The organism is Nonomuraea sp. B208 (assembly GCF_057536035.1).
Window position 1 is genome coordinate 110,882 of record NZ_BAAJOU010000009.1, and the last position, 22,892, is coordinate 133,773.

Annotated in this window: 21 protein-coding genes; 9 read left to right on the forward strand and 12 right to left on the reverse strand. The window is 72.4% G+C overall.

All coding sequences use genetic code 11. The annotated features are described in order from the left end of the window. Window positions 1-11: 11 nt before the first annotated feature. Entirely contained in the window at window positions 12-599 is a 588-nt protein-coding gene (locus tag AC27IY_RS04670) for a TetR/AcrR family transcriptional regulator (protein WP_423472291.1), read from the forward strand. Here the strand turns inward: AC27IY_RS04670 and AC27IY_RS04675 are convergent. Then, window positions 588-4,796, reverse strand: coding sequence for an NACHT and WD40 repeat domain-containing protein (locus tag AC27IY_RS04675; protein ID WP_487177298.1), 4,209 nt, complete (start codon window positions 4,794-4,796; stop codon window positions 588-590). The genes AC27IY_RS04670 and AC27IY_RS04675 overlap by 12 nt on opposite strands. Then, complete coding sequence (locus AC27IY_RS04680; protein ID WP_487177204.1) at window positions 4,777-6,168, reverse strand: TIR domain-containing protein; 1,392 nt, start codon at window positions 6,166-6,168, stop codon at window positions 4,777-4,779. Before AC27IY_RS04680 ends, AC27IY_RS04675 begins: the two co-directional genes overlap by 20 nt. 60 nt (window positions 6,169-6,228) lie before the next feature. Between AC27IY_RS04680 and AC27IY_RS04685 the strand changes: the two genes are divergently transcribed. Continuing rightward, on the forward strand, window positions 6,229-7,386 hold the full coding sequence (locus AC27IY_RS04685) for an ArsB/NhaD family transporter (RefSeq protein WP_344205311.1): 1,158 nt from the start codon (window positions 6,229-6,231) through the stop codon (window positions 7,384-7,386). Between the two features lie 3 nt (window positions 7,387-7,389). Here the strand turns inward: AC27IY_RS04685 and AC27IY_RS04690 are convergent, their stop codons facing one another. The 7 genes from AC27IY_RS04690 to AC27IY_RS04720 all read right to left on the reverse strand — a co-directional run bounded on the left by AC27IY_RS04690 (window position 7,390) and on the right by AC27IY_RS04720 (window position 13,992). Continuing rightward, entirely contained in the window at window positions 7,390-7,632 is a 243-nt protein-coding gene (locus AC27IY_RS04690; protein ID WP_344205312.1) for a hypothetical protein, read from the reverse strand. 120 nt (window positions 7,633-7,752) lie between these two features. Beyond that, window positions 7,753-8,553 (reverse strand): inositol monophosphatase family protein, encoded by an 801-nt coding sequence (locus AC27IY_RS04695; RefSeq protein ID WP_364445430.1) that lies wholly within the window; start codon window positions 8,551-8,553, stop codon window positions 7,753-7,755. Window positions 8,554-8,563: 10 nt separating this feature from the next. After that, window positions 8,564-9,178 carry a hypothetical protein gene (locus AC27IY_RS04700; RefSeq protein WP_344205314.1) on the reverse strand — a complete coding sequence of 205 codons (615 nt, stop codon included), beginning with the start codon at window positions 9,176-9,178 and terminating at the stop codon, window positions 8,564-8,566. Continuing rightward, complete coding sequence (locus AC27IY_RS04705) at window positions 9,175-10,215, reverse strand: hypothetical protein (protein ID WP_423452688.1); 1,041 nt, start codon at window positions 10,213-10,215, stop codon at window positions 9,175-9,177. Before AC27IY_RS04705 ends, AC27IY_RS04700 begins: the two co-directional genes overlap by 4 nt. Window positions 10,216-10,359: 144 nt before the next feature. Then, on the reverse strand, window positions 10,360-11,133 hold the full coding sequence (locus AC27IY_RS04710) for a sporulation protein (protein WP_344205317.1): 774 nt from the start codon (window positions 11,131-11,133) through the stop codon (window positions 10,360-10,362). A gap of 16 nt (window positions 11,134-11,149) precedes the next feature. Then, complete coding sequence (locus tag AC27IY_RS04715; protein WP_344205319.1) at window positions 11,150-12,379, reverse strand: SPFH domain-containing protein; 1,230 nt, start codon at window positions 12,377-12,379, stop codon at window positions 11,150-11,152. Further along, window positions 12,376-13,992, reverse strand: coding sequence for an SPFH domain-containing protein (locus AC27IY_RS04720; RefSeq protein WP_423452687.1), 1,617 nt, complete (start codon window positions 13,990-13,992; stop codon window positions 12,376-12,378). Before AC27IY_RS04720 ends, AC27IY_RS04715 begins: the two co-directional genes overlap by 4 nt. 170 nt (window positions 13,993-14,162) lie before the next feature. On the opposite strand from AC27IY_RS04720, the gene AC27IY_RS04725 reads away from it, so the two are divergent. The 3 genes from AC27IY_RS04725 (at window position 14,163) to AC27IY_RS04735 (ending at window position 17,335) form a co-directional block, all read left to right on the forward strand. After that, window positions 14,163-14,396 carry a helix-turn-helix transcriptional regulator gene (locus tag AC27IY_RS04725; RefSeq protein ID WP_344205323.1) on the forward strand — a complete coding sequence of 78 codons (234 nt, stop codon included), beginning with the start codon at window positions 14,163-14,165 and terminating at the stop codon, window positions 14,394-14,396. Between the two features lie 38 nt (window positions 14,397-14,434). After that, a complete protein-coding gene (uvrB, locus tag AC27IY_RS04730; RefSeq protein ID WP_344205324.1) occupies window positions 14,435-16,546 on the forward strand; it encodes an excinuclease ABC subunit UvrB in 2,112 nt (703 codons plus the stop codon). Between the two features lie 69 nt (window positions 16,547-16,615). Beyond that, window positions 16,616-17,335 (forward strand): PepSY domain-containing protein, encoded by a 720-nt coding sequence (locus AC27IY_RS04735; RefSeq protein ID WP_487177205.1) that lies wholly within the window; start codon window positions 16,616-16,618, stop codon window positions 17,333-17,335. Window positions 17,336-17,650: 315 nt separating this feature from the next. On the opposite strand, the gene AC27IY_RS04740 is transcribed toward AC27IY_RS04735, so the two are convergent. Continuing rightward, a complete protein-coding gene (locus AC27IY_RS04740; protein WP_423472284.1) occupies window positions 17,651-18,412 on the reverse strand; it encodes an alpha/beta fold hydrolase in 762 nt (253 codons plus the stop codon). Between the two features lie 58 nt (window positions 18,413-18,470). Between AC27IY_RS04740 and AC27IY_RS04745 the strand changes: the two genes are divergently transcribed. Together AC27IY_RS04745 and AC27IY_RS04750 are read left to right on the forward strand one after the other, a co-directional pair. Beyond that, window positions 18,471-19,010 carry a PadR family transcriptional regulator gene (locus AC27IY_RS04745; RefSeq protein WP_487177206.1) on the forward strand — a complete coding sequence of 180 codons (540 nt, stop codon included), beginning with the start codon at window positions 18,471-18,473 and terminating at the stop codon, window positions 19,008-19,010. A gap of 41 nt (window positions 19,011-19,051) precedes the next feature. Beyond that, entirely contained in the window at window positions 19,052-19,612 is a 561-nt protein-coding gene (locus tag AC27IY_RS04750; protein WP_487177207.1) for a hypothetical protein, read from the forward strand. Here the strand turns inward: AC27IY_RS04750 and AC27IY_RS04755 are convergent. After that, window positions 19,588-20,010 (reverse strand): MerR family transcriptional regulator, encoded by a 423-nt coding sequence (locus AC27IY_RS04755; protein WP_487177208.1) that lies wholly within the window; start codon window positions 20,008-20,010, stop codon window positions 19,588-19,590. The genes AC27IY_RS04750 and AC27IY_RS04755 overlap by 25 nt on opposite strands. A 47-nt stretch (window positions 20,011-20,057) precedes the next feature. Here AC27IY_RS04755 and AC27IY_RS04760 point away from each other — a divergent pair, with 47 nt between their 5' ends. Next, window positions 20,058-20,855, forward strand: a complete 798-nt coding sequence (locus AC27IY_RS04760) for an MBL fold metallo-hydrolase (RefSeq protein ID WP_487177209.1) — start codon at window positions 20,058-20,060, stop codon at window positions 20,853-20,855. A gap of 403 nt (window positions 20,856-21,258) precedes the next feature. On the opposite strand, the gene AC27IY_RS04765 is transcribed toward AC27IY_RS04760, so the two are convergent. Beyond that, a complete protein-coding gene (locus tag AC27IY_RS04765) occupies window positions 21,259-21,864 on the reverse strand; it encodes a hypothetical protein (RefSeq protein ID WP_344205337.1) in 606 nt (201 codons plus the stop codon). Window positions 21,865-22,031: 167 nt separating this feature from the next. Between AC27IY_RS04765 and AC27IY_RS04770 the strand changes: the two genes are divergently transcribed. After that, window positions 22,032-22,892 (forward strand): glucose 1-dehydrogenase, encoded by an 861-nt coding sequence (locus AC27IY_RS04770; RefSeq protein WP_487177210.1) that lies wholly within the window; start codon window positions 22,032-22,034, stop codon window positions 22,890-22,892.

The window sequence follows — 22,892 nt, forward strand, 5'->3', positions numbered from 1 at the left end:
CAGGAGGGGCGATGGCGAAGAGGGACCGGGAGGCCACGAGGGCCCGGCTGCTGGAGGCCGCCCGGCTGCGCTTCGCCCGCGACGGCTACGACGCCACCAGCGTCCGCGACGTCGCCGCCGACGCCGGCGTGGACGCCACCCTGATCTTCCGCTACTTCGGCTCCAAGAAGGCCCTGTTCGACGAGGTCACCGCCGACCTCCCGGCCGGCCTCCTCGACGACGGCCCGCCGGAGGAGCTGGTCGCCCGCATGGTCGGCGCGGTCGTCTTCCAGGACTGGACCGGCTACGGCGGCGAGCACCCGTTGGTGGCCATGCTCCGCTCCTCGGCCCACGAGGACGCCCGCCTGCGGATGCGCGAGGAGGTCTGCGCCACCTACGTCCGGGCCCTCGCCGACCTGGCCGAGGGCGAGGACGCCGAGCTGCGCGCCGAGCTGCTCAGCGCCTGGCTGGTCGGCATCGGCATCCTGCGCTCGGTCGTCGGCACCCCGGCGCTGACCGGGGCGGCCACCGCCGACCTCGCCCCGCACATCGAGAGCGTGGCCACCGCCCTCCTCGGCCGCCCCATGCGCGGCACGTCAGGCGGCACGTCAGAAGGGTGAGTCCAGCGGCACCTGCCGCACCCCGGGCAGGTACGGATCCAGCTCGCCCAGCTCGAACCGCGACATCCCGATCACGTGCCAGAACTGCCCGCCCGGCTCGCCGTGCAGTTTGTACCGGCCGTCGGGGGCCAGCGCCGCCCACCCCTCGGGCAGCCCGAGCAGCGTCGCCCGCCGCTCGCCGCCCGCCCACAGGATGACCACGCCGTCGTCGCCAGCGCTGGCCAGCAGGTCGTCGCCGGCCGGGCTGAAGGCGACCGACCAGACCCGCCGGGTGTGCCCGGCCAGCACGTGGAGCTGCCGCCCGGTCGCGGCGTCCCAGACCCGGACGAGCTTGTCGTCGCCGCAGGTCGCCAGCCGCGCGCCGGCGGCGTCGAAGGCCACGCCCCACCACCGCCCGCCGTCGCCGCCGAGCGTGCGCGCGAGCCGCGGCTGCCAGGGCTGGCCGGGCAGCAGCTCCCACAGCAGGGCGCGCCCGTCATTGCCGGCGCTCGCCAGCAGCCGCCCGTCGGGGGAGAAGGCCACGGAATAGACCCGGTCGGTGTGCCCTTCGAGGGTGGCGACCCGGCCGCCCGAGGCCACGTGCCAGATCCGGACGAGCTTGTCGTCGCAGCCGGTGGCCACGTACGAGCCGTCGGGGCTGAACGCGATCGAGCGCACCCGCCCCCGGTGGTCGAGCAGGTTGACCGCCAGCCGCCCGGTGGGCCGGTACCAGATGCGGACGCTGTCGTCGTCGTTGGCCGTGGCCAGCAGGTCGCCGTCGGGGCTGAACGCCTCGGCCCACACGTGGTCGGTCTCGGCGTGCAGCTCGCGCTCGTAGTCGCCGGTGACGGCGTTCCACAGGTGCACGCCGCCGTCGTTGCTGGAGGTGGCGAGCACCGGCCCGGCGGGCGAGAACAGCGCGGAGATCAGCCGGTCGGAGGTGCCGCTGAACTCGCGCAGCCGCCGCCCGGTGCGCGGCTCCCACAGCCGTACGACGCCGTCGTTGCCGCTGGTGGCCAGCATCGTGCCGTCGGCGCTGAAGCGCACCGACGAGATGCGCCGCCCGTGGCCGCGCAGCACCCGCTGGCACTGGCCGGTGTGGGGGTCCCACAGCCGTACGGTGCCGTCGTTGCTGCTGGTGGCGAGCTGCTGCCCGTCGGGCCGGTACGCGAACGGCCACACCGAGCTGCGGTGCCCGGTCAGCTCGACCCGTGGCCCGCCGCCCACGGGCTGGAGGCGTACGAGCCCGGCGGAGTCGCCGGAGGCGATCACGGCGCCGTCGGGGCTGAAGGTGACCTGGTAGACCGAGTTCGCGTGCGTCGTGTGCACGCCGATCGCCCGCCCCGAGGGGTCCCAGAGCCGTACGCCGCCCGCGGTGTCGCCGCTGGCCAGCAGCGAGCCGTCCGGCGCGAACGCCATGCAGTAGACGCTGCCCGCGTGCCCCGTGAGGGTGTGCAGCAGCCGCCAGGAGCCGGTGTCCCAGAGCCGGACCGTGCCCGCCTCGTCGCCGGTGGCCAGCAGCGCGCCGTCGGGGCTGAGCAGCGTGCGGTAGACGCTCCCGCGGTGGCCGTCGAGGGTGTGCCGCACCTCCCCGCTCGCCAGGTCCCAGACCCGTACGGCCCCCGCCGCGTCGCCGGTCACCAGCTCCGAGCGGCCGAAGGCCATCGTGTAGACCGGCGCCTGGTGCCCGGCCAGCTCGTGGGCCGTGCGCCCGGTCGCGGTCTCCCACACGCGGACGACGCCGTCGCCGCCGCCGGCCGCCACCAGGTCGCCGCCGGGGCTGAGGCGCACCGGCCAGACGCCGTCGGCGTGGCCGGTCAGCGTGCGCAGCCGTTCGCCGGTGAGGGCGTCCCACAGGATGACCTGGCCGTCGCTCGCGCCCGTGGCCAGCAGGTCGCCGGCGAAGGAGACGGCGTAGACGCGGCCCCGGTGGCCCTGGAGCGTGCGCACCGGCGCGCCGCCCGCGCACAGCAGCACGCCGCCGTCCTCGTCGCCGATCGCGACCGTGGCGCCGTCGGGGGAGTAGGCGATCGGCTCGGGCAGGCGGCTGGTCTGGAAGTGGTAGCCGTACGGGACGCCGATGCCGGCGGGGGCGAACTCGACCTCGACCGGCTGCCCGGGCACCACGGCCGCGCCGGGCAGGTGCGGCAGGGTGCCGGTGACGTTGATGAGCGCGGCCCGGTGCCAGCGCGCGCCCGCCACGGTCACGTCGCTGAGGTCGGTCTGCGCGAGCCGCGCGCCCGACAGGTCGGCGTCGGTGAGGTCGGCCCCGGCGAGCGTCGCCCCGTCGAGCCGCGCGCCCGTCAGCCGGGCCCCGCGCAGGACGGCCCGCGACAGGTTGGTGCCCGCGAGCGTGGCCTCCGACAGGTCGGCGCCGGTGAGGTCGACCTCGCGCAGGTCGCGGGCCGACAGGTCCTCGCCCTTGAGGTTGGCGCCGCGCAGGTCGGCGCGGGCCGGGGTGCGCAGCCGGGCGGCGATCTTGCCGGCGTTGGCGCCCGAGACGTCGCCGGCGGGCGGGTCGGCCACCCAGGCGCGCAGCGCCCGCACGTCCGCGAGGTCGCACAGGAACTCCACGGTGAGCGACGACAGCGGGTGGCGGGCCAGCAGGGCGAGGTCGCCCGCCGCGAGGTGCCGGGCGATCAGCCACTCCATGACCGAGGTGTGGATGAAGCCGAACATGCCCTCCTCGGTGCGTACGAGCAGGCTGCCCGAGCCCATCGCGTGCGCCGCGTGGGCGGCCGAGAGCTGGCCGCCCGCCAGGTCGGTCAGCGTCTCGCCGATCTCGGTCAGCTCGTCCACGCCGAGCAGCGACTCGCCCGTCTCCCACAGCCGCAGCGCCAGCGCCGTCACCACCCGCCACAGCTCGCCCGTGGTCAGGGCCATCGCCGAGCCGGGCACCCGGGCCCGCCGCTCCTCGAAGGCCAGCCACGAGCCGAGGATCTCCTCGTACAGCAGGGCCGGGCTGATCGTGTGGCGGGCCCGCGCCACGGTGCGCAGCCGGTCGGCGTCGAGGTCGGCGATGAAGGAGAGCATGCGCGGGTTCTGCGCGAGCGCCAGCAGGTCCGTGAGCTCGCCCATGAGCGACATGCGGGCGTGCGCCTCGTCGCCGTCCTCGAACCGGTTGTCCAGGTACGAGCGGATCTGGTCGCGGGTGAAGTCCTCGACGCTGAGCACCCGCCGCTGCGGCAGCACCCCGACCATCTCGCCGAGCGAGGTGAGCACCTGGCTGTGCGACTTGAAGTGCTGGGTGCGGCTGGCCACCACGACCTTCGCCTTGTCCTCGGCCGCCGCCAGCAGCGTCGCGAGGTGGTCGGTCGCCCGGTCGTAGGTCAGCCGCGTCACCAGCTCGTCGAACCCGTCGAACAGCAGCACGATGCGCCCCTGCCGCAGCAGGTAGCGGAACGCCTTGAGGTCGATGTACTCCTCGCCGTGTGAGGCCAGGTGGGCCGCCACCAGCGCGTCCACCGAGTGCGCCTTGTCCAGCGCGCGCAGCTCGATGAGGATCGGCGTCAGGTGCGGCAGCTCGGCCGGGATGCGCCGGGCCAGCTCGCGCAGCGCGAACGTCTTGCCGTGCCCGAAGTCGCCGAGCAGCAGCAGGAAACGGCCGTGGTCGGTGGCCAGCAGCCGCATCATCTCGTCCGTCAGGCCGTGCCTGACCTGGCCGCCCGGGCGGTCGAGCTCGCGGAAGCGCTGCGGGACGTACAGGTCGGGCGGGTAGCGGCGGTCGCCGACCAGCCGCGCGGTCTGCTCGCTGACGTAGCCGGTGAGGTCGAGCAGGCCCTGGAACTCGGTGAAGCTGCGCAGCCGCACCCCCTGCCGCATCAGGTCGTCGCGGATCCAGCGGGGCGCGGGCGGCCCCTGGTAGACCAGCTCGGCGGCCAGCCCGGCGGCGTGCGCCTGCCGGGCGAAGGCGTCGGCGGCCTCCTCGGTCACCTCGCCGACGTGCGCGCCGATCATCAGCTGCCGGACGAACCCGTCCTCGGGGTGGGTGACCACGAGATGGGCGGGGAAGCGGCGGATCCTGGCCCGCTCGTGGCGCGCCTCGCACACCTCGGCGATCCGGTCGAGCAGCAGCTCGACGGGGCTCGGCGCGCGCTCGTCCGGCTTGGGCCGCGGCGGCGGCACGTCCAGGGTGCGGCCGGTGAACGTCGCCTGCGCGCCCCGCCACCTGCCGGGAACCCGCTCGGGCACGCCCTCGTCAGGCAGCCACGTACGCATGCCGTCGGGGGTGATCTCGACGACCTGGTGCCGCCCGGCGCGCGGCGCGGCCACCCGGCCCTCGCCGCCGTGCCCGGGGCCGCCGTGGAAGAGCAGGTGGAGGCGGTGCCCCAGCAGCCGCTCGAAGGTCGGCGCGTCCCGCAGCTCCCGCGGCGGATGGCCCATCGCGCCGAGACGCAGCCAGCCGCCCTCCTCGTACGGCCGCAGCCGCTCGGCGAACCAGGCCGCCTGGGCCTCGCCCAGCAGCGCGTACGCGTCCCGTTCGAGATGGCTCATCGCCATCGTCGAGTTGAGCGCCGCCACGACCACCCTGAGATCGGGCACCTCGAACAGCGTCCCACGGCTGCCCGCCGTCGAACACCCGGTCGTCCAGCCCCTGGTAGACCTCGCCGAACAGCCCGGCGAAGTGCCGCCACTTCGGCCAGTAGGGCGGCTGCGGGCTCACGTCGTCGGCCTCGCACGTCATGAAGTAGGCGCTGGCCGCCGCCTTGGTCACGTCGCGCGGGCCCGGCAGCAGCACCAGCCGGTGCGGCTCCAGCCCGAGCAGCAGCCGCAGGTCGGTGACGAACCTGGTGGCCTGCCCGAACTGCCGCAGACTGCCCGACTCGGTCAGGTCGCCGCTGACGACCATGAGGTCGGGGCGTGGCGTGCCGCGGTCGTACATCGCGGTGAGGTCCGCCCAGATGCGCGCCTGCATGTCCTCGGGCGTGAACGGGTCGCCGGGGTCGGGCAGCGCCCGGCCGAAGCGGGGGCCGCCGATGTGCAGCACGCTGACCGACTTCCGCCCGCCTACGGGGCCGGCCGCGGGCGGGAAGGCGGGCGCGGTCACCGGGGCGCGGCGCGTCCGCGCCCGCTCGGCGGCCGGAGGCGGCAGCGTCGGCGCGGGAGCGGGCGCGCGGCCGCCCCTGCCGGCGTCGGGGAAGGCGGGGGCGTACTCCGGCTTGGCCCGGCCCGCCAGCGCCTCGCCGACCCGGCCCAGCAGCAGCGCCCTGGCCTGGCCCGGGTCGGTGACGCCGAGCAGGTCCACCCAGGTGATCGTGGACAGCAGCCCTTCGAGCTGGACGTCCTCCAGGCGGATGGTGACGAGCTTGTTGGAGGGGTTGTCGGGGTCGGCCCGCAGCGCCGCCTGCCACTCCATGCGGCCGTAGCGCGAGGTCAGGTAGTTACGCGAGAGCACGGCGACGACGAGCTGGGCCTCGCTGACCCCGCGGTCCATGAAGTCGATGAAGTTGGTGCCGGGGACGAAGTCCCACGCCTGGATCATCGTCCGGTAGCCCGCCGCCTCGAGCTCCCAGGCGATCCATGTCGCCCAGGCGGTGTCGGCCGGGGAGTAGCTGACGAAGATGTCGGTCGGCCTGCCGTCACGTGCCATGCCGTCAGTATCCCCCGCGCGGAGCGCGGTCCATGAGCTCCTTATGCGATCATCTTCTGCGTGTGGCGTCTCAGCCTGCTCGACTGGATCAGGATCGGCCTCCTGGTGCTCGGCCTGGTGTTCGTGGCGACCGGGCTGCTGCCGTGGGAGGCCGCCGCGGAGAGCCTGGACGAGATCTGGCCGCTGCTGATCTTCCTGGTGGCGGTCATCGTGCTGGCCGAGCTGACCAAGGAGGCCCAGGTCTTCGACGCCATCGCGGCGCGGATGGCGGTGCTGGGCCGCGGCAACTACGCGGCCCTGTTCCTCCTCTGTACGGCCTTCGCGTCGTTCGTCACGATCTTCCTGAACCTGGACACCACCGCCGTCCTGCTCACCCCCGTGATGCTGGCCCTCGCCCCGAAGGCCCGCATCGCCCCCCTGCCGCTGGCGATGACGACGATCTGGCTGGCCAACACCGCGAGCCTGCTGCTGCCGGTCTCCAACCTCACGAACCTCCTGGCCATGGACAAGCTCGGCCTCGACGCCCAGGAGTTCGCCGCCCGCATGTGGGCCCCGCAGATCGCCGCCATCCTGGTGACGATGGCGTTCCTGTGGGCGTTCTTCTGGCGGCGGGGGGAGCGGGGCGACCTGCGCTACAGCCCGCCGGTGCTGGAGCCGGTCGGCGACCGGGCGCTGTTCGGCGCGGCGTCGGCCGGCTGCCTGCTGTTCATCGTGCTGCTGCTGCTCAAGGCGCACGTGGCCGTGGCCGCGGGCGCGGCCGCCGCGCTCGTCCTGGCGGCGTTCCTGCTGCGCGCGCGGGAGCGCCTGTCGTGGCGGCTGTTCCCGTGGCAGCTCGTGGTGTTCGTGACCGGGCTGTTCCTGGTGGTGCCGACCCTGAGCCGGCACGGGCTCGCCGACCTCATGACCTGGATGATCGGCGCCGAGGGCGACCCCTACCGCACCGCCGCCGTGGGCGCGGGCCTGTCCAACGCGATCAACAACCTGCCCGCGTACAAGGCCGTCGAGGGCGTCATTCCCGCCGCCGACCAGGACCGCCTGCTGTCGCTGCTGGTGGGCACCAACGTCGGCCCGGTGGTGACGCCGTGGGCGTCGCTGGCGACGCTGCTGTGGTTCGAGTCGTGCCGCAGGCACGAGGTGCGGGTGCCGATGCGCCGCTTCCTGCTCACCGGCGCCGGGCTGGCCGTGGTGGGCCTGGTGGCCACCGTCTGGGCGTTGTGAAGGTCAGGCCGCGGTGAGCTGGTAGGCGCCGGCGACCGCGCCGAGCGCCCAGCGCATGCGCCGCGCGTACGCCTCGGGGTGGTCGCCGGCCTCCTGCGCCACCTGGCCCGCGCACCGCGCCGGGTCGCCGCCGCACGCGCACAGCCGCTCGTCCACGGCCTCGCGGATGGCGTGAGGAGAGAGCGCGTCGGAGGGCTGCAGAGCGGTCGTGAAGAGCACCTGCGCGAGTTCGGCCGTGGTCATCATGTCGGGCTCCTCTTCCGTAAGTGCCGTCGTCTCATGAGACGCCGGACGGAAGCGGAACTCATCGGCTTGCGACACACTTCTTCCGCGTACTTGTGCACAGAACCTTGTGCACAGAACGGATCAGCGGAGCAGCGCGAGCAGCCCGGGGATGGCCTGCGGATGGGCGGCGACGAAGCTGCGCCGCTCGGCGGGCGCGTCCATGCACGCCTCGAACGGCCCGCCGTCCAGCGTCCTGATGTCGATCCCGGCCTCCACGGCCAGCAGCGCGCCCGCCGGCAGGTCGACGGCCTCGGCGCGGTAGCCGACGATGCCGTCGATGTCGCCGCGCGCCAGCATCGCCCACGACAGCAGCGGCGCCCACAGCTGCAGGACCCGGCGGGCGGCCCGCTCCATCGCCAGCTTGAGCGCGCTGCCCGTGGCGTCGTCCCTGGCGACGCCGTAGCCCTGGGTCCAGGCCAGCAGCGGGCCGTGCGGGCTCGGCGCGTACGGCGGCGCGAGGCGCGCCCCCGAGGAGGCCGTCGCCCCCCGCCCCCGCAGGGCCGACCACGTCTGCCCGGACACCGGGTCGTGCACCACGCCCAGCACCGGCCGCCCGTCCCTGCACAGCGCCACGCCCACCACGTACGCGGGCAGCCCGATCGCCACGTTGTTGGTGCCGTCGAGCGGGTCGACCAGCCACGTCCACTCGCCGCCCGCCGCCCCGACCAGCCCGGACTCCTCGGCGATCACCGAGTGGGACGGGAACGCCGTCAGGATGCGCTCCAGCAGCAGCTTCTCGGAGGCGAGGTCGAGGTCGGTGACCACGTCGCCGGCCACGCCCTTGGCCCGGACCCCGATCGTGCCCCGTGTGCCCTCCCTGAGCAGGTCTCCCGCGGCCTCGGCGGCCTCGACGGCGACCGTGCGAGCGTGGTCCAGGTCCATCGGCTACCCCTCAGGTCAGGTGCGCGGTGACGAGGCGGACGGCGAGTGCGGTCTCGCCGGGGTCCAGGGGCTGCCTGGACACGCGGTGCGGACCGGCGTCGAGCGGCCCGAGCGACAGGTCGTGGCTGCCCGGCCGGCCCCTGCCGAGCGCGACGGTGGCGGCCTCGCCGCCCTCGGGCACCACGCTGGAGTGGAAGCGGCCGGCCGGCAGCGTGTAGGTGTCGCCGGGGCCGAAGACCTCCACGAGGCCGGTGGCGTGCCGCACGGTGCGGCCGGTGGGCGAGATGCGGTCGCCGGAGGCGTCGCTGACCACCTCGAACACCCGGTGCGTGGCCTGCTCGCCGGCGTCCGTGACGTTGACGTGCACGTTGCGTATCTGCCCGTAGAGCACGTGGCTGAAAAGGTCCCAGCTGTGGCAGTGGATCTGCGAGGTGGTGCTCTCGGCGTGGGCGAGCGAGGCGGACCACAGATGGACGCAGACGCCCTCGTCGCCGTCGCGCTCCAGAGGCAGGCAGACGAAGCCCAGGGGATGGCGTACGGCGCTCAGCGGCCGTTCCAGCGCCTCCAGGGCCCATTCCCGCGCCTGTCCCGCCGTCACCCTGCGGCGTACGTCCCGGTAGCTCATGGTCCGTAGGGGTCCACGGCGCGCAGCGCCTTGCGCGCGATGTCCACCACGTCGCGGCCGTCGTACGACTTGGGCAGGGGCATGCCGATGTGCTCGAACAGCTCCTGCACCTCCTCGATGGTCGGCTCGTCGCTCAGCGGCACCTTCTTGTACTGCTCCAGCGGCACCCGCCGCGCCTGCTCGAAGCTGAGCCGCAGCTCGGTGTCGCAGTTCTCGTAGTAGAAGGTGCCGGCGAGCGCCGTCATCGCCATGTTGGGGTCCTCGACCGTCATGATCAGGCGGGTGCTCGACAGGTCCCACCTGAACGTGGTCATCGTGGCCGACAGGCCCACGGCGATGTCGAGCAGGCCGTAGCGCTGGCGGTGCCAGAAGGCGGCCAGGATGGTCGCGTACGACTCCTTCCTGACCCGGTCGGTCGTCCACGTCTCGCCGGTGGCGTCGGGCGACTCCGACAGCGAGCGGCGGTAGTGGGCGTAGGTCTCGCACACCTCGGCGTCGGCCGGGTCGAGCACCTCGACCCTGACGGTGAGGTGCCGTTTCTCCCTGCGCGCCGCCGCCACGCACAGCGGCAGCGTGACCGCCCGCAGGTAGGTGCCGGTGCCGCCCTTGAAGCTCCAGCGGGCGGTGTCCTTGCGCGCCTCGGCGTGCGACTGCGCGATCTCCTGCCGGCTGCCCAGCACGCGGACGAGCTGCAGGGCGTCGAGCGCGCGGCGGGTGCTGTGGGCGAGGCTCTCGATCTGCTCCATGCGCGCCAGGCGCACCGGCAGCTCGGCCAGCGCGCCCGAGGTGATCGTCCGCTCGACGGGGGCCTGGCGCAGCCGGTCGCGCAGCAGCGCGGTGGCCACCAGCGCGAGGATGACCAGCGTCGCGGCGTTGACGAGCTGGCGCTGGATGTCCTGGCCGTCCTTGCCGAACATCTCGTCGGGGATGATGCCGAGCACGCCCACGACGACGGCCAGAACGAGGGCGATGGCGCCGTCGGCGTTGCGCGCCGCCCACGGAGCGGCCCGCTTCATCGCCCACACGAACCGTGCCATCTTCGCCCCGCCGTCCGACGATCAGTCAGTCCCCGAGGTCATGGTAACGACCGCGCAAGGAGACCACCAGAGAACGATCACCTGGCGAAAGATGCCGGGGACGTCGCCCCGGGCGGCACCCTCCGCCCGGGGACGTGACCCGGCTCAGAACCAGCCGCGGTGGCGGGCCATCTGCTCCAGGCCGTGCTGCAGCGCCTGCTCCGCCGCGTGCGGCGGGCCGTCGTAGTGCACGGTGAAGCGGTTGTAGGCGTCGTGGCTGGAGGTCAGGAAGCCGCCGCGCTTGTCGGCCTCCAGGATGACGTCCATCTGCCGCGGCCCGGCGATGAAGGTCAGCTCCAGCTCGTTGAAGTGGCGCCGCCACTGCCCGCCGGCGTAGTACTCGATCTCCTGGAAGAACGGCATCGTGGAGCCGTACAGCGTGCCGCGTTCCAGGTCGGCCTTCTTGAAGTGGAAGCCCATCCGGTCGAGCGCCGCGATGACGTACTCCTGGGCCGGCAGCGGGCTGACGAACAGCGGGTCGAGGTCGCCCTTGTCGAGCGCGCCCGCGAGGGCCAGCTCCGTCTGGACGCCCAGCTTCATCCCGTGCAGCGGGTGGCCGCCGATCGCGCTGATCGGCGTCTCCCACGGGATCGCGATCTGGAACGGCTGCTGGTGCTGGGCTCCGGCGGCGAGCTGGAACGTGCCCGCGACCTGCTGGCGCAGGAAGCTGTAGCTCGTCTTGTACTCGTTGTCGCCGGACTCCACCTCGACCACGGCGGTCAGGTCGATGTAGATGCCCTCGACCTTGTAGTCGTTGTTGCCGCCGCGGAAGTTGACCACGCCGTGCAGGCTCTCGCCCGGCCGCACGCCCGTGTTCGTGAGGACCGTGTCGACCTCGACGCCCGCGCCGAACGCGGCCATCAGTTTGCGGAACACCATGGGGTTCTTCTCCTGGTTACTGAGCGGAAGGGGAGTGGCCGTTCTGGCCCGAGAGGCGGGGGAGCAACTGGGCCAGGAGGAGGGTGGACAGCGCGGAGTCGCCCTGGCCCTGCTGGGTCCGTACGACCAGCGGCTGGGGGGCGTTCTCCGCCAGGCGGGCGCCGACGTCGAGCCGCCTTCTGGCCAGCTCGTACTGCAGCACGGCCCGGTTGTCGCGGTAGGACTCGGCCAGCCGGCGCAGCGCCTTGGCCTCGTTCTCGGCGGCGGTCAGCTCGGCCCTGCCGCGCGCCTCGATCTCCCACGTGACCCGCTGCGCCTCGGTCTCCTGCTCCTCCAGCATGCGCGCGACGTCCTTGCGCGCGGTGTTGTAGGCGGCCTTGACCTCGACCACGCGGGCGTCGCGGGTCTTCTTGGAGCGCTCGATCTCCATCAGCAGCGTGTCGATGCGGCGCTTGCGGGTCAGCTCCCACTCGCGCTCGTACGCCGACAGCTCCTTGGCGACCTTCTCCCGGGTGGCCAGGTGCTGCTGGTACTGGTCGGGGAGCTGGACGTCGGGGATGTTCGCGCCGGTGATGCGCACGCCGTAGCGGCCGAGCTGCCGGTTGAGCGCGTCCTGCATGTCGCCGACGTCGGAGCCGCGCAGGTCGTAGGCCCGCTCGGTGTTGACCCTGCGGCTGCGCTGGCGGATCGCGTCCTGCACGGCGCTGGACAGCACCAGGTCGAAGTTGCCCGCGCCGATCGTGCGGTGGAAGGCCACCGGGTCGACGATCCGGAACTTCAGGAAGAACTCGATCGACTTCAGCGGCACGTTCTCGGCCGTGGGGCAGGCCACGATGGGCGCCGAGTACGGGATCTCGGTGGAGGTGTCGACGACCGCGTCCACCCGGTCCCACGGCAGCCACAGGTAGTGCCGGCCCGGCGGCAGCGTGCCGGTGATGGCGCCCCAGCGGCTGCGCACGCCGGTGGTGCCCTCCTCGATCTCGATGATCGCCTTGCGCCACATCGTGACCAGCGCGAGGAGAAGGAACAGCAGCGCCAGAAGCGCGGCGGAGACCGTGAAGTCGGTCAGCGCGGCCATGCCCGCGAAGTAGAGCGCCAGGAAGATCAGCGTCATCCAGGCGAAGCCGCGCCGGTCCTTGGGGATGACGACGGGCACGAGCTGGCCCTGCTCGCCGCCCCTCAGCAGCTGGCGGATGTCGCCCCAGGAGGCGACCGACTCCTTGATCTTGGAGAACTCGCGGCTCATCGGATCTCCCCCTTGCCGGGCAGCAGGCGTTCGACGGTTCGCTCCAGGTCCTGGTCGGGCACGGGCGGCTCCTGGGCGCCGGCGACGTCGGCCGCGGCCTTCCTGAGCAGCGCCGCGATCTCGGCCTCGCGGTCGCGGACACGGGTGCCGATCTCGTCGAGGCGGGACCGGATGGCGGCCATGTCCTCGGCGGAGAAGAGCTGCGCCCCCTTGCCGCCCACGAGCTGCTGGGCGAGGGCGAGGAAGTCGATGTCGCTCTGCTCGCCGACCTGCACCACCTGGGGCAGCCGGGTGGCGACGGACTCCAGCTTGGCGAGCAGGTCCTGCTGGAAGCGGTAGTCGAGGATCTCGGGGGCCTCGGCGGCCGACAGCGCCCTGATGTCCAGCGCCTGCGCCTCCAGGAGCGCGGCGTTGGCGTTGGCCGTGGACTCGGCCTCGACCAGGCGCTGCCTGGCCTGCGCCGTGGCCTGGTGGGTCGCGCGCTCCAGCGCGGTGTCCATGCGGGCCTGGTAGCCGGCGATCTCCGCCTGGATGGCGCTCAGCGTCTCCTGGAGCCCGGCCAGCTCCTTGACCAGGTCGCCCTCGTTCTGCTCCTTGCGGAGCTGGAGCTCGTACTCGTAGGTGTACGCCTCCTTGGCGACCCTGACCATCTCGGGGGCGGCCAGGTCCATGCGGTACTCCTGGCTGGACGGCTCGGCGTGCGTGATGTTCACGTCCGTGAGCCGGACGGCCGGCAGGAACTGCTGGTTCAGGCTCTCCAGCATGCCGAGCGTGCTCTCGCCCACCAGGTCGTAGATGTCCTCGGCGCGCTGGGCGTAGATGAGGGAGCGGGTGACCTCGCTGATGGCGTTCTGCAGCTTGGACTGGAAGCCGCTGACCGAGCCGAGCACGAAGATGAACTCCGCCGGGTTCTCGATCCTGAACTGCAGGAACAGGTCCACGCTCGCCTTGACGCCCTGCTGCGTCGGCGCCTCGCGGATGGGGGCGTTGAACGGGTACTCACGGGTGGTGTTGACGATGTAGCTGACCCGCTTCCACGGGTTGAACAGCGTCACCCGGCCCGGGTCGGCGATGTGCACCAGCTTGCCGAACTTGGTGATGAGCGCCTTGCAGCCTTCGGGGACCATCACCACGCTGCGCCGCCACCACAGGAACGCGGCCGCGAGGACCAGCGTCACCCAGTAGTGCGGCCCGAAGAACAGGTCGGTGTTCGGGATGACGTTGCCGAGCGCGCCGATGAGGCCGAGCGCCACGAGGATGCCCAGGGGCACCAGGACCTTGGCGGTGCCGCTCTTGGGGATCACGACCGGCGAGATGACGTGCATGCCGTTCTCGGCGAAGCTGCGGTTGACGATCTCGCCGGCCTCGTTCAGCGAGGCGGTGCGCGCCTCGATGAGCGTGCCGACGGACGTGCCCCCGTCCCGCTCCCCGGCGAAGTCGTGCGGGTTCAGCGCGAAGCCGGGAGCCTGGCCCTGGTTGCCGCGCTGGCCGCCCACCTGCCCGGCGAACTGGCCGGCGACCTGGCCCACCGCCCCGCGTACGTCACCCCCTTGGGCCACCGCCTGGGCTATGCCCTGACCTGCCTGGATCAGTGCCTCTCTGGGTCGTGACATCGAACCTCTCTTTTCCGCTACCGGCGCGAATCCGACCGTATCGGGTGTCACTTACTATTCACTTGCAAAGGGATGTCACAGGTCTGTTGCGCCTTGTAGTAGACATGCCACCTATGTAGTAGATCTACGATTGAGGTGGGCCGGGCGCGGGGCTGAGAAGATACGCGGTGATGAGCGAGACCGTCTACAACCGCATCGCGCTGCTCCGGGCCGAGCGGAACGTGACCAGAAGACAACTGGCCGACGCCCTGGGCGTGCACTACCAGACCGTCGGCTACCTGGAGCGGGGCGAGTACAGCCCCAGCCTTCACCTGGCCCTGAGGATCGCCGGCTACTTCGAGGTGCCCGTCGAGGTCGTCTTCTCCACCACGCCATTCCCGCGCATCGGCGAGCGCTCCGCCTGAGGTCGGATTCTGTCGGTCGCGGCACCTACAGTGACAGCATGCGTCCGGTCACAGATTTGCAGCGGAAGGTGGCGCCGTTCGAGGTCGTCACCGAGATGACTCCCTCGGGCGACCAGCCGACGGCCATCGCCGAGCTGGAGCGCCGCGTCAAGGCCGGCGAGAAGGACAGCGTCCTGCTCGGCGCCACCGGCACCGGCAAGACCGCCACGATCGCCTGGCTGATCGAGCGGCTGCAGCGGCCCGCCCTGGTGATGCAGCCCAACAAGACGCTCGCCGCGCAGTTCGCCAACGAGCTGCGGGAGATGCTGCCCAACAACGCGGTCGAATACTTCGTCTCCTACTACGACTACTACCAGCCCGAGGCATACGTCCCGCAGAGCGACACCTACATCGAGAAGGACTCCTCGATCAACGACGAGGTCGAGCGGCTGCGTCACTCGGCGACCAACTCGCTGCTCACCCGGCGCGACACCATCGTGGTCGCCTCGGTGTCGTGCATCTACGGCCTCGGCACCCCGCAGGAATACGTCGACCGCATGGCCCGCCTGCGCGTCGGCATGGACATCGACCGTGACCAGCTCCTGCGCCGCCTGGTCGACATGCAGTACACCCGCAACGACCTCGCCTTCACCCGCGGCACCTTCCGGGTGCGCGGCGACACCATCGAGATCATCCCGAAGTACGAAGAGCTCGCCGTCCGCATCGAGATGTTCGGCGACGAGATCGAGAAGCTGTCCACGATGCACCCGCTCACCGGCGAGGTCATCACCGAGGACGAGGAGCTCTACATCTTCCCCGCCTCCCACTACGTCGCCGGCGAGGAGCGCATGGCCGCGGCGGTCGCGGGCATCGAGGCGGAGCTGGCCGAGCGGCTGTCGGAGCTGGAGCGGCAGGGCAAGCTGCTGGAGGCGCAGCGGCTGCGGATGCGCACGACCTACGACATCGAGATGATGCGCCAGATCGGCACCTGCTCCGGCATCGAGAACTACTCGCGCCACATGGACGGCCGGGCCCCCGGCAGCGCGCCCAACACGCTGCTCGACTACTTCCCCGAGGACTTCCTGCTGGTCCTCGACGAGTCGCACCAGACCGTGCCGCAGATCGGGGCGATGTACGAAGGCGACGCCTCGCGCAAGCGCACCCTGGTCGACCACGGCTTCCGGCTGCCGTCGGCGCTGGACAACCGGCCGCTCAAGTGGGAGGAGTTCCTGGAGCGGATCGGGCAGACGGTCTACCTGTCGGCCACGCCCGGCCCCTACGAGCTGGGGCGGGCCAAGGGCGAGGTCGTCGAGCAGGTCATCCGCCCGACCGGCCTGGTCGACCCCGAGATCGTGGTCAAGCCCACCAAGGGCCAGATCGACGACCTGGTCCACGAGATCCGCGAGCGGGCCGAGCGCGACGAGCGGGTGCTCGTCACCACGCTGACCAAGAAGATGGCGGAAGACCTCACCGACTACCTCCTGGAGCTCGGCATCCGGGTCCGCTACCTCCACAGCGAGGTCGACACGCTGCGCCGCATCGAGCTGCTGCGCGAGCTGCGCACCGGCGAATACGACGTGCTCGTCGGCATCAACCTGCTGCGCGAGGGCCTCGACCTGCCCGAGGTGTCGCTGGTCGCCATCCTCGACGCCGACAAGGAGGGCTTCCTGCGCTCCGAGACGTCGCTGATCCAGACCATCGGCCGCGCCGCCCGTAACGTGTCGGGCCAGGTCCACATGTACGCCGACAAGGTCACCCCGTCCATGGAGCGGGCGATCGACGAGACCAACCGGCGCCGGGCCAAGCAGATCGCCTACAACGAGGCCAACGGCATCGACCCGCAGCCGCTGCGCAAGAAGATCGCCGACATCCTCGACTCGCTGCAGCGCGAGGACGCCGACACCGACAAGCTCCTCGGCGGAGGCGGCCGCCAGCAGTCGCGCGGCAAGGCCCCGGTGCCCGGCTTCGGCGGCCGCGCCGCCGGGCAGCACGCCAAGGCCATCGCCGGCGAGATGCCGCGGGCCCAGATGGAGTCGCTCGTCGAGTCGCTCACCGAGCAGATGCACCAGGCGGCGGCCGACCTGCAGTTCGAGGTGGCAGCGCGGCTGCGCGACGAGATCAAGGAGCTCAAGCGCGAGCTCCGCGACATGCGCGAGGCCGGCGTCAAGTAGCCCTCGCCCAGCGGCCGTGGCTCGGCCGGGCGCGGCATGGACCCGGCGCCGGTGGGCAGCGGAGCCTCCATGAACAAGACGCTCACGGGGGTCCTGGCCGGCGCCGCGCTGCTGACGGGAGCGTGCGGCGGCCAGGCCGCGCACGAAGCACAGGGGATCGAGCGGCTGGCCGCCCAGCCGCCCAGCCCGACCGGGGGCGTGCCGAGCGCCCCGCCCACCGGCCCGATGGTGTCCACTCCCGCAACCGGCTCGCCCACCGCCGGCACGCCCGGCGCCGCCGGGGCGGACGACCTGAAGCGCGCCGCCCAGGCCGCGCTATCCGCCGCGTCCGGCGCCGCGCTCGTCTCGATCGAGAGCGAGGAGAACGGTAAGCGCTGGGAGGTGCAGGTCGCTGACCGCGACGGCACCGAGCGCCGGCTGGACGTCGCCGACGGCAAGGTCGTCTCCGGCCCGAGCCTGGAGGACGACGATCCGGAGGACATGGCCGAGCTCAAGAACCTGCTGAGCGCGGTCAAGGTCGACTGGACCCAGGCCCTGGACAAGATCACCGCCACCGTCCCCGAGGGGCGCGTGACGGAGCTCAACCTGGACTCCGAACACGGCAAGCCCGTCTGGGAGGCCGACGTCATCCTCCCGAACGGCACCAAGCAGGAGGTCGCCATCGACGCGGTAACCGGCGAGGCGACCAACCCCGGCAGCGCCACACCCGCCGTAACCGGCACCCCCACAGAGACCGGCACACCCACGACAACCGAAACACCGACCACCACCGAAACACCCACAGGCTGATCCGCGTCCGCACCCGGCTCCGCATCCGCACCTGGGCCGGTAGCCGCACTCGGGTCCCGCGCCCGCACCTGGGTCCGCACTCACACAAGGGTCCGCGCCCGCATCTGGGCGCGGACCTGCACCTGGGCCTGCATCCGCACCTGCGGAGCCTGCACCCGCACCTGCGCCCGGGCCCCGCGCCTGGCCCCGCATCCGCGCCTGGGCCTGCACCCGCGTCTGCGCCCGGGCTCGTACCCGCGCCTTGGTCTGCGCCCGCGCCTACCCGCCTCCCTCCGCCCTCTGGCCTGTCTGACCGGAGGGTGGGGGAGCGGGTGGTCAGGGGAGGAGGTCGTTGAGGGTTCGGGCGAAGGCGTCCGGGTTGTCGAGCATGATGTTGTGGCCCGACTCCGGGATGGACAGCACCCGGACCCCGGCCGCCCGCAGACCGTCGGCGTCGTCCGGGGCGCCGCCCTCCGGATGCAGGTACGTACGCGGCATCCGCAGCGACACGAGCAGCTCGCGCATCGTGGGATCGGTGCCCCGGGCGAGGCTGACGGCCGTGCGGTGGAGCCCGCGCAGGTCGGCCAGGCGCATCGTGGACCACCAGTGCGGCCCCACGCGATCGCGCACCTCCTTCCACCCGCCGCCGACGAACTCCTCCTCCCCGTAGCTCGCGATGCCGCTGCCGCCGGGCGGCACCGGGGCCGGAGGATAGGGGTCGAGGTTGGCGTCCACGAGGACCAGCCGGGAGACGAGCTCGGGATACCGGGCGGCCAGGACGATGGCCACGGCCCCTCCCATGCTGTGGGCGATGAGCGCCGCGTCGGCGACCCCCGCCTTCTCCAGGGCGGCGGCCAGCGCGCCGGCGTGGGCCTCCAGCGTGTACGCGAAATCCCGCGGCCGGTCGCTGATGCCGAACCCGAGCAGGTCGATCAGGAGGGAACGGCGGCGCGGCAGCAGCGGATGAGCGGCGACCTCCGCGTAGTAGGGGGCCGAGGTGGCGCCGAGCCCGTGGACGTAGACCCGGGCCGGATCCGGGCCGGGCAGCTCGACCCAGCGCATGCGGGCGCCGCTGGGATGGACGATGGCATCGTGCATGACGGTCTCCTCATACCTCGGGATCAATATATATCGACACCGAGGTATGCTCATCGTCATGTTGGAGCTGGCGATACTCGGGTTCCTCAGCGACCACCCCCTGCACGGCTACGAGCTGCGTAAACGGGTGGCCGCCCTCATGGGGCACGTACGCCCGGTGGCCGACGGCACGCTCTACCCGGCCATCAAGCGCCTGGCCGCCGCCGGATGGGTGACGAGGAAGGACGAGCCGGGCGCCGCCGCCGCGCCCCGCCGCGTCCTCTACCTGACCGAGGACGGCCGCGCGGAGCTGGAGCGGCGCCTGCGTGAGCCCGCCGACCTCGACATCAGCGACGAGAACCGCTGGTTCACGCTGCTGGCGTTCCTGCGCCTGCTGGACGAGCCGGGCGCGCAGGCGGCCGTGCTGCGCAGGCGGCTGACGTTCCTGGAGGAGCCGACCAGCTTCTTCTACGACGGCGAGCGGCCAATGGCGGCCGAGGAGTTCGCGGACCCGTTCCGGCAGGGCCTGCTCGTCATCGCCCAGGCCACCAGCCAGGCCGAGCTGACCTGGCTCAGGACCACGATCGCGGAGCTGGAGAGAGCCCCGGCGGCCGGATAACGGGATGCGCCGCGCTCAGGCGGTTGCGTACGGTTCGGGACATGCGGCGATGTGAGGAGTGCGGTCACTGGGAGCCCGCCGGGGCGCCCGCCTGTGCGCGGTGCGCGGCCCTGGTGGACAAGATCGTCGAGGAGGGCTGGCGGGCCTTCGTGGAGCGCGAGTTCGGCACCGCAAACCCGCCAGGCGAACGCCTCATCGCCGAGATGGTCGTGGACGAGCCCGACCGGCACCCCTGGCGGGTGGTGGACGCCGCCTACGACCGGCTGACCTGCCCCGAGTGCGGGGGCCGGCTCAGCCGGGGCCCGGCCGGCTGCGCCCCCTGCGACCTGGCGAACGGCTTCCGCTACGCCGCCGTCGAGATCGACCGTCCCGGCGTGCCGCCGGGCAACGAGCACGCGCTGCGGGTGAACGTGGCGGTGACCCGCCGCCCGTACGGCGTCTCGGCCGCCGAGGTGCTGCTGCGCCGCCTGTCCCTGCCGATCCTGCTGGACGGCCTGCTGCCCACGACGGCCCAGGCCCAGGCCACCAAGGCGGCGGCCAACGCCGGCGCGACGGAGGCCGAACTGGCCGCCCTGGTCTACGGGGAATGGGGCCGCGGCTGAGGTCGGGCGGGCCCGGTGCCGAGGGCCCGTTTGAAGTCGGGGCATTGGACGATCGGCTCGTGATCGCAGACGGCGGCGTGCCGGAGACTGTCGCGCAGCCGGGTGAGCCGGCCGATCTGCTCATCGAGGCTGCTTGCCCTGGCGGCCATGTGGGCGCGCAGATCCGGGTCGCCGGGCCGGGCCGCCAAGAACCGGCCGATCTCCGCGACCGAGAGTCCGGCCTCACGCGCGCACGTGATCAGCCCCAGACGTTCCAGAACATCCGGTCGGTACGTACGGCGGAGCCCGTTGCGTCCGCCGGAGGCGATCAGTTCTTTCTTCTCGTAGAACCGCAGCGCCGAAGGCGCCAGCCCGGACCGCTGCGCCACCTCGGCGATGTCCAGCCAATCCTCGTCCACCACTGCCCCTTGACTTGAACCGCGCTTCAAGTCGCAGTCTAGACGCCATGAAGATCCATCATCTGAACTGCGGATCCGTACGGACGATCGAGGCCACCTACGACGGTCCTCCGCCCGCGCCCGCCGTGAACCACTGTCTGCTGGTCGAAACCGACGCCGACGGCCTGGTGCTGATCGAGACCGGACTCGGCCTCGACGATGTCCGTGACCCCGGCGGCACGCTCGGGGTCGAATGGGTCGAGATGGCGCAACCCGTCCTGGACGAGGAGGAGACGGCCGTCCGCCAGATCGCCCGGCTCGGCTACACGCCGTCCGACGTCCGCCACATCATCGTGACCCATCTGGACGTGGACCACTGCGGCGGCCTTCCCGACTTCCCCGGCGCACGGGTTCATGTGCTTGCCGCCGAGCTCGAAGCGGCCCTGGCCGAGGCGGCCGGCTCCCGCTACCGTCCCGCTCACTGGGCTCACGGCCCCGACTGGGTCACCTACCGTCCCGTACCGGGGGAGGAGTGGTTCGGCTTCACGGCGGTGCAGCCGGAAGGGCTGCCGCCGGAGATCAAGCTGATCCCGCTCGGCGGGCACACCGCCGGCCACACGGGGGTCGCCGTGCGGGACGGCGGCCGGTGGCTCCTGCACTGCGGCGACGCCTACTACTACCACCGTGAGCTGGAGGCGCTGAAGGAGCCGCACCCGCTGCTGGACTTCGTCCAGACCCGCTCAGAGGTGCATCGCGACCTGCGGCTCGGCACCCAGGCCCGGCTGCGCGAGCTCGTACGCGACCACGGGGACGAGGTCGAGGTGTTCTCCGCGCACGACCCGTGGGAACTGGCCCGTTATCGCTAAGAGCGCGGCGGCCAGCTCAGATGCAGGTCGAGGTCGACGTCGAAACCGATGTCGAGCTGCAGTCTCTCGCGGTGGATGCCGGTGGGGACGTAAGCCTTGACGGCCGGCTCCAGCTCGAAGGTGAAGGGTCACCGTCATCTCGCGGACCACCGCGAGGTGCTCCGGCGGCTTCAGGCGGTTCTCGAACAGCCGGACCGCGTAAAGCTGGAACGCCGTCCGAGGCGGCATCGTGATCAGTGACCCGTCGATCAGCTCGACGTGCCGTGGCGCGCCAGGGGGAAGGTGGTCGAGCATGTCGGCGGTCCAACCGCCGCGCGGGCGGGGGTGGAACCACTTGGGAAAGGCCGCGGTCATCGACGTGACTCCTTGCTCTGCGTGTCAAGGATGCCACGGTTAGTGAACGTCAGGGGCGTTCTCGGCGTTCGTCGAGGGAACGGCGGTAGAGCTCGTCGATCTCTTCGAGGGGGTCCGGTGGGCGGCGGCGGGCCTCGATCTCCAGGTCCGTACGCGACGACAGGTCGGCGATCCCGGCGGCGGTGTGCTGGACCTGGTCGCCGAGGAGGTCGGCGCGGATGCGGGCGCACATGGCCGTCAGCGTGGCCTGGTGCTCGCGCAGCCGGCCGAGCGTGGCGTGGTCCACGTAGGGGGAGACGCGGCGCTGCTGGGCGTACATGCCGAGCTGGCCGTCGTGGACCTCGGCCTGGGCCTCCAGGTCGGCAAGGAGGCGGGGCAGGTCGCCGAGGCCCCAGCCCTGGCGCTGGGCGTGCTCGAAGGCCTGGCGGGTGAGGGCGACCTCGCGGCGCAGGTCGAGGCGGAGGCGTTCGACCTCGGCGGCGTCGCCCGTGCCCATCGCGTTGACGTGCGTGCTGAGGCGGCCGGCTGCCTGCTTGGCGTGGCCTGCGGCCTTTCGGCCCAGCTTGACCAGCAGGTAGATGCCGACGCCTCCGAGCAGCAGGAGGAACGCCAGAATCACCAGGACGACGACGAGGAATTCGCCGATCTCCGTCACCCCCCTTGTCGGTGTCGTTGTCTTGAGGATAGTCGGCCCCGGCGGTCCTGGCGCGCCGCGCGGCCCGCGCCCCTGCCTGTGCCAAGCAAGCACTTGATCCAGGAGAGGAGTCGTGTTTCAGTGCACAAGGGTCGGAGCTGGATCGCGGCGGAAGGGCGGCGGCGGGCGTGCTGGACGGCAAGGTTGTGATCATCACCGGGGGAGCGCGCGGCATGGGCGCGGCCACCGCGCGGCGCTGCGCCGCGGGCGGGGCGCACGTCGTGCTCACCGACGTGCTGGAGGAGGAGGGGACCGCCACCGCCAAGGAGGTCGGCGGGCGGTTCCTGCCGCACGACGTGACCGACGAGGAGCGGTGGGCGGCGGTGGTCGCGCGCACGGTCGAGGAGTTCGGGCGGCTGGACGGCCTGGTCAACAACGCGGGCATCGCGACCGCCGTGACCATCGAACAGCAGTCCCTGCCGGAGTTCGAGCGGGTGCTGCGGATCAACCTGGTCGGGGTCTTCCTCGGGCTCAAGGCCGTCGCCGGGGCCATGCGGGCGTCGGGCGGCGGCGCGATCGTGAACCTGTCGTCCGTCGCGGGGCTCTTCGCGCTGCCGGGAACGGGCGGGTACGGCGCCTCCAAGTGGGGCGTGCGCGGGCTGACGAAGATCGCGGCGCTGGAGTTCGCGCGGGATCGGATCCGCGTCAACTCGGTGCATCCCGGGATGATCGTCACCCCGATGACCCGGCCGTTCGGCGCCGTCTCCGGCGAGGGGACCTTCCCCCTGGCTCCGGCCGGGCGGTGGGGCGAGCCCGAGGAGGTGGCCGAGGCGATCGCGTTCCTGCTGTCGGACGCGGCGTCGTACGTGACCGGCGCGGAGCTGGCCGTGGACGGCGGCTGGACGGCGGGCGAGGTGGCCCTCCTGGGCCCGCCCCCCGGCGCGGCCCCCAGCCCGGCCCCCAGCCCGGCCCCCGGGACGAGCCCCGCCGCAGGCCCAGCGCCGGGGACGAGCCCCGGGACGAGCCCCGGCGCGGGCGGGGTGGGTTGA

What these genes read in the sequence shown, in the direction of transcription:
- AC27IY_RS04670 (WP_423472291.1), top strand. Translation starts at nt 12, where the DNA reads ATGGCGAAGAGGGACCGGGAGGCCACGAGGGCCCGGCTGCTGGAGGCC.
- AC27IY_RS04675 (WP_487177298.1), bottom strand. Translation starts at nt 4,796, where the DNA reads ATGCGTACGTGGCTGCCTGACGAGGGCGTGCCCGAGCGGGTTCCCGGC.
- AC27IY_RS04680 (WP_487177204.1), bottom strand. Translation starts at nt 6,168, where the DNA reads ATGGCACGTGACGGCAGGCCGACCGACATCTTCGTCAGCTACTCCCCG.
- AC27IY_RS04690 (WP_344205312.1), bottom strand. Translation starts at nt 7,632, where the DNA reads ATGATGACCACGGCCGAACTCGCGCAGGTGCTCTTCACGACCGCTCTG.
- AC27IY_RS04695 (WP_364445430.1), bottom strand. Translation starts at nt 8,553, where the DNA reads ATGGACCTGGACCACGCTCGCACGGTCGCCGTCGAGGCCGCCGAGGCC.
- AC27IY_RS04700 (WP_344205314.1), bottom strand. Translation starts at nt 9,178, where the DNA reads ATGAGCTACCGGGACGTACGCCGCAGGGTGACGGCGGGACAGGCGCGG.
- AC27IY_RS04705 (WP_423452688.1), bottom strand. Translation starts at nt 10,215, where the DNA reads ATGGCACGGTTCGTGTGGGCGATGAAGCGGGCCGCTCCGTGGGCGGCG.
- AC27IY_RS04710 (WP_344205317.1), bottom strand. Translation starts at nt 11,133, where the DNA reads ATGGTGTTCCGCAAACTGATGGCCGCGTTCGGCGCGGGCGTCGAGGTC.
- AC27IY_RS04715 (WP_344205319.1), bottom strand. Translation starts at nt 12,379, where the DNA reads ATGAGCCGCGAGTTCTCCAAGATCAAGGAGTCGGTCGCCTCCTGGGGC.
- AC27IY_RS04720 (WP_423452687.1), bottom strand. Translation starts at nt 13,992, where the DNA reads ATGTCACGACCCAGAGAGGCACTGATCCAGGCAGGTCAGGGCATAGCC.
- AC27IY_RS04725 (WP_344205323.1), top strand. Translation starts at nt 14,163, where the DNA reads ATGAGCGAGACCGTCTACAACCGCATCGCGCTGCTCCGGGCCGAGCGG.
- uvrB (WP_344205324.1), top strand. Translation starts at nt 14,435, where the DNA reads ATGCGTCCGGTCACAGATTTGCAGCGGAAGGTGGCGCCGTTCGAGGTC.
- AC27IY_RS04735 (WP_487177205.1), top strand. Translation starts at nt 16,616, where the DNA reads ATGAACAAGACGCTCACGGGGGTCCTGGCCGGCGCCGCGCTGCTGACG.
- AC27IY_RS04740 (WP_423472284.1), bottom strand. Translation starts at nt 18,412, where the DNA reads ATGCACGATGCCATCGTCCATCCCAGCGGCGCCCGCATGCGCTGGGTC.
- AC27IY_RS04745 (WP_487177206.1), top strand. Translation starts at nt 18,471, where the DNA reads ATGTTGGAGCTGGCGATACTCGGGTTCCTCAGCGACCACCCCCTGCAC.
- AC27IY_RS04750 (WP_487177207.1), top strand. Translation starts at nt 19,052, where the DNA reads ATGCGGCGATGTGAGGAGTGCGGTCACTGGGAGCCCGCCGGGGCGCCC.
- AC27IY_RS04760 (WP_487177209.1), top strand. Translation starts at nt 20,058, where the DNA reads ATGAAGATCCATCATCTGAACTGCGGATCCGTACGGACGATCGAGGCC.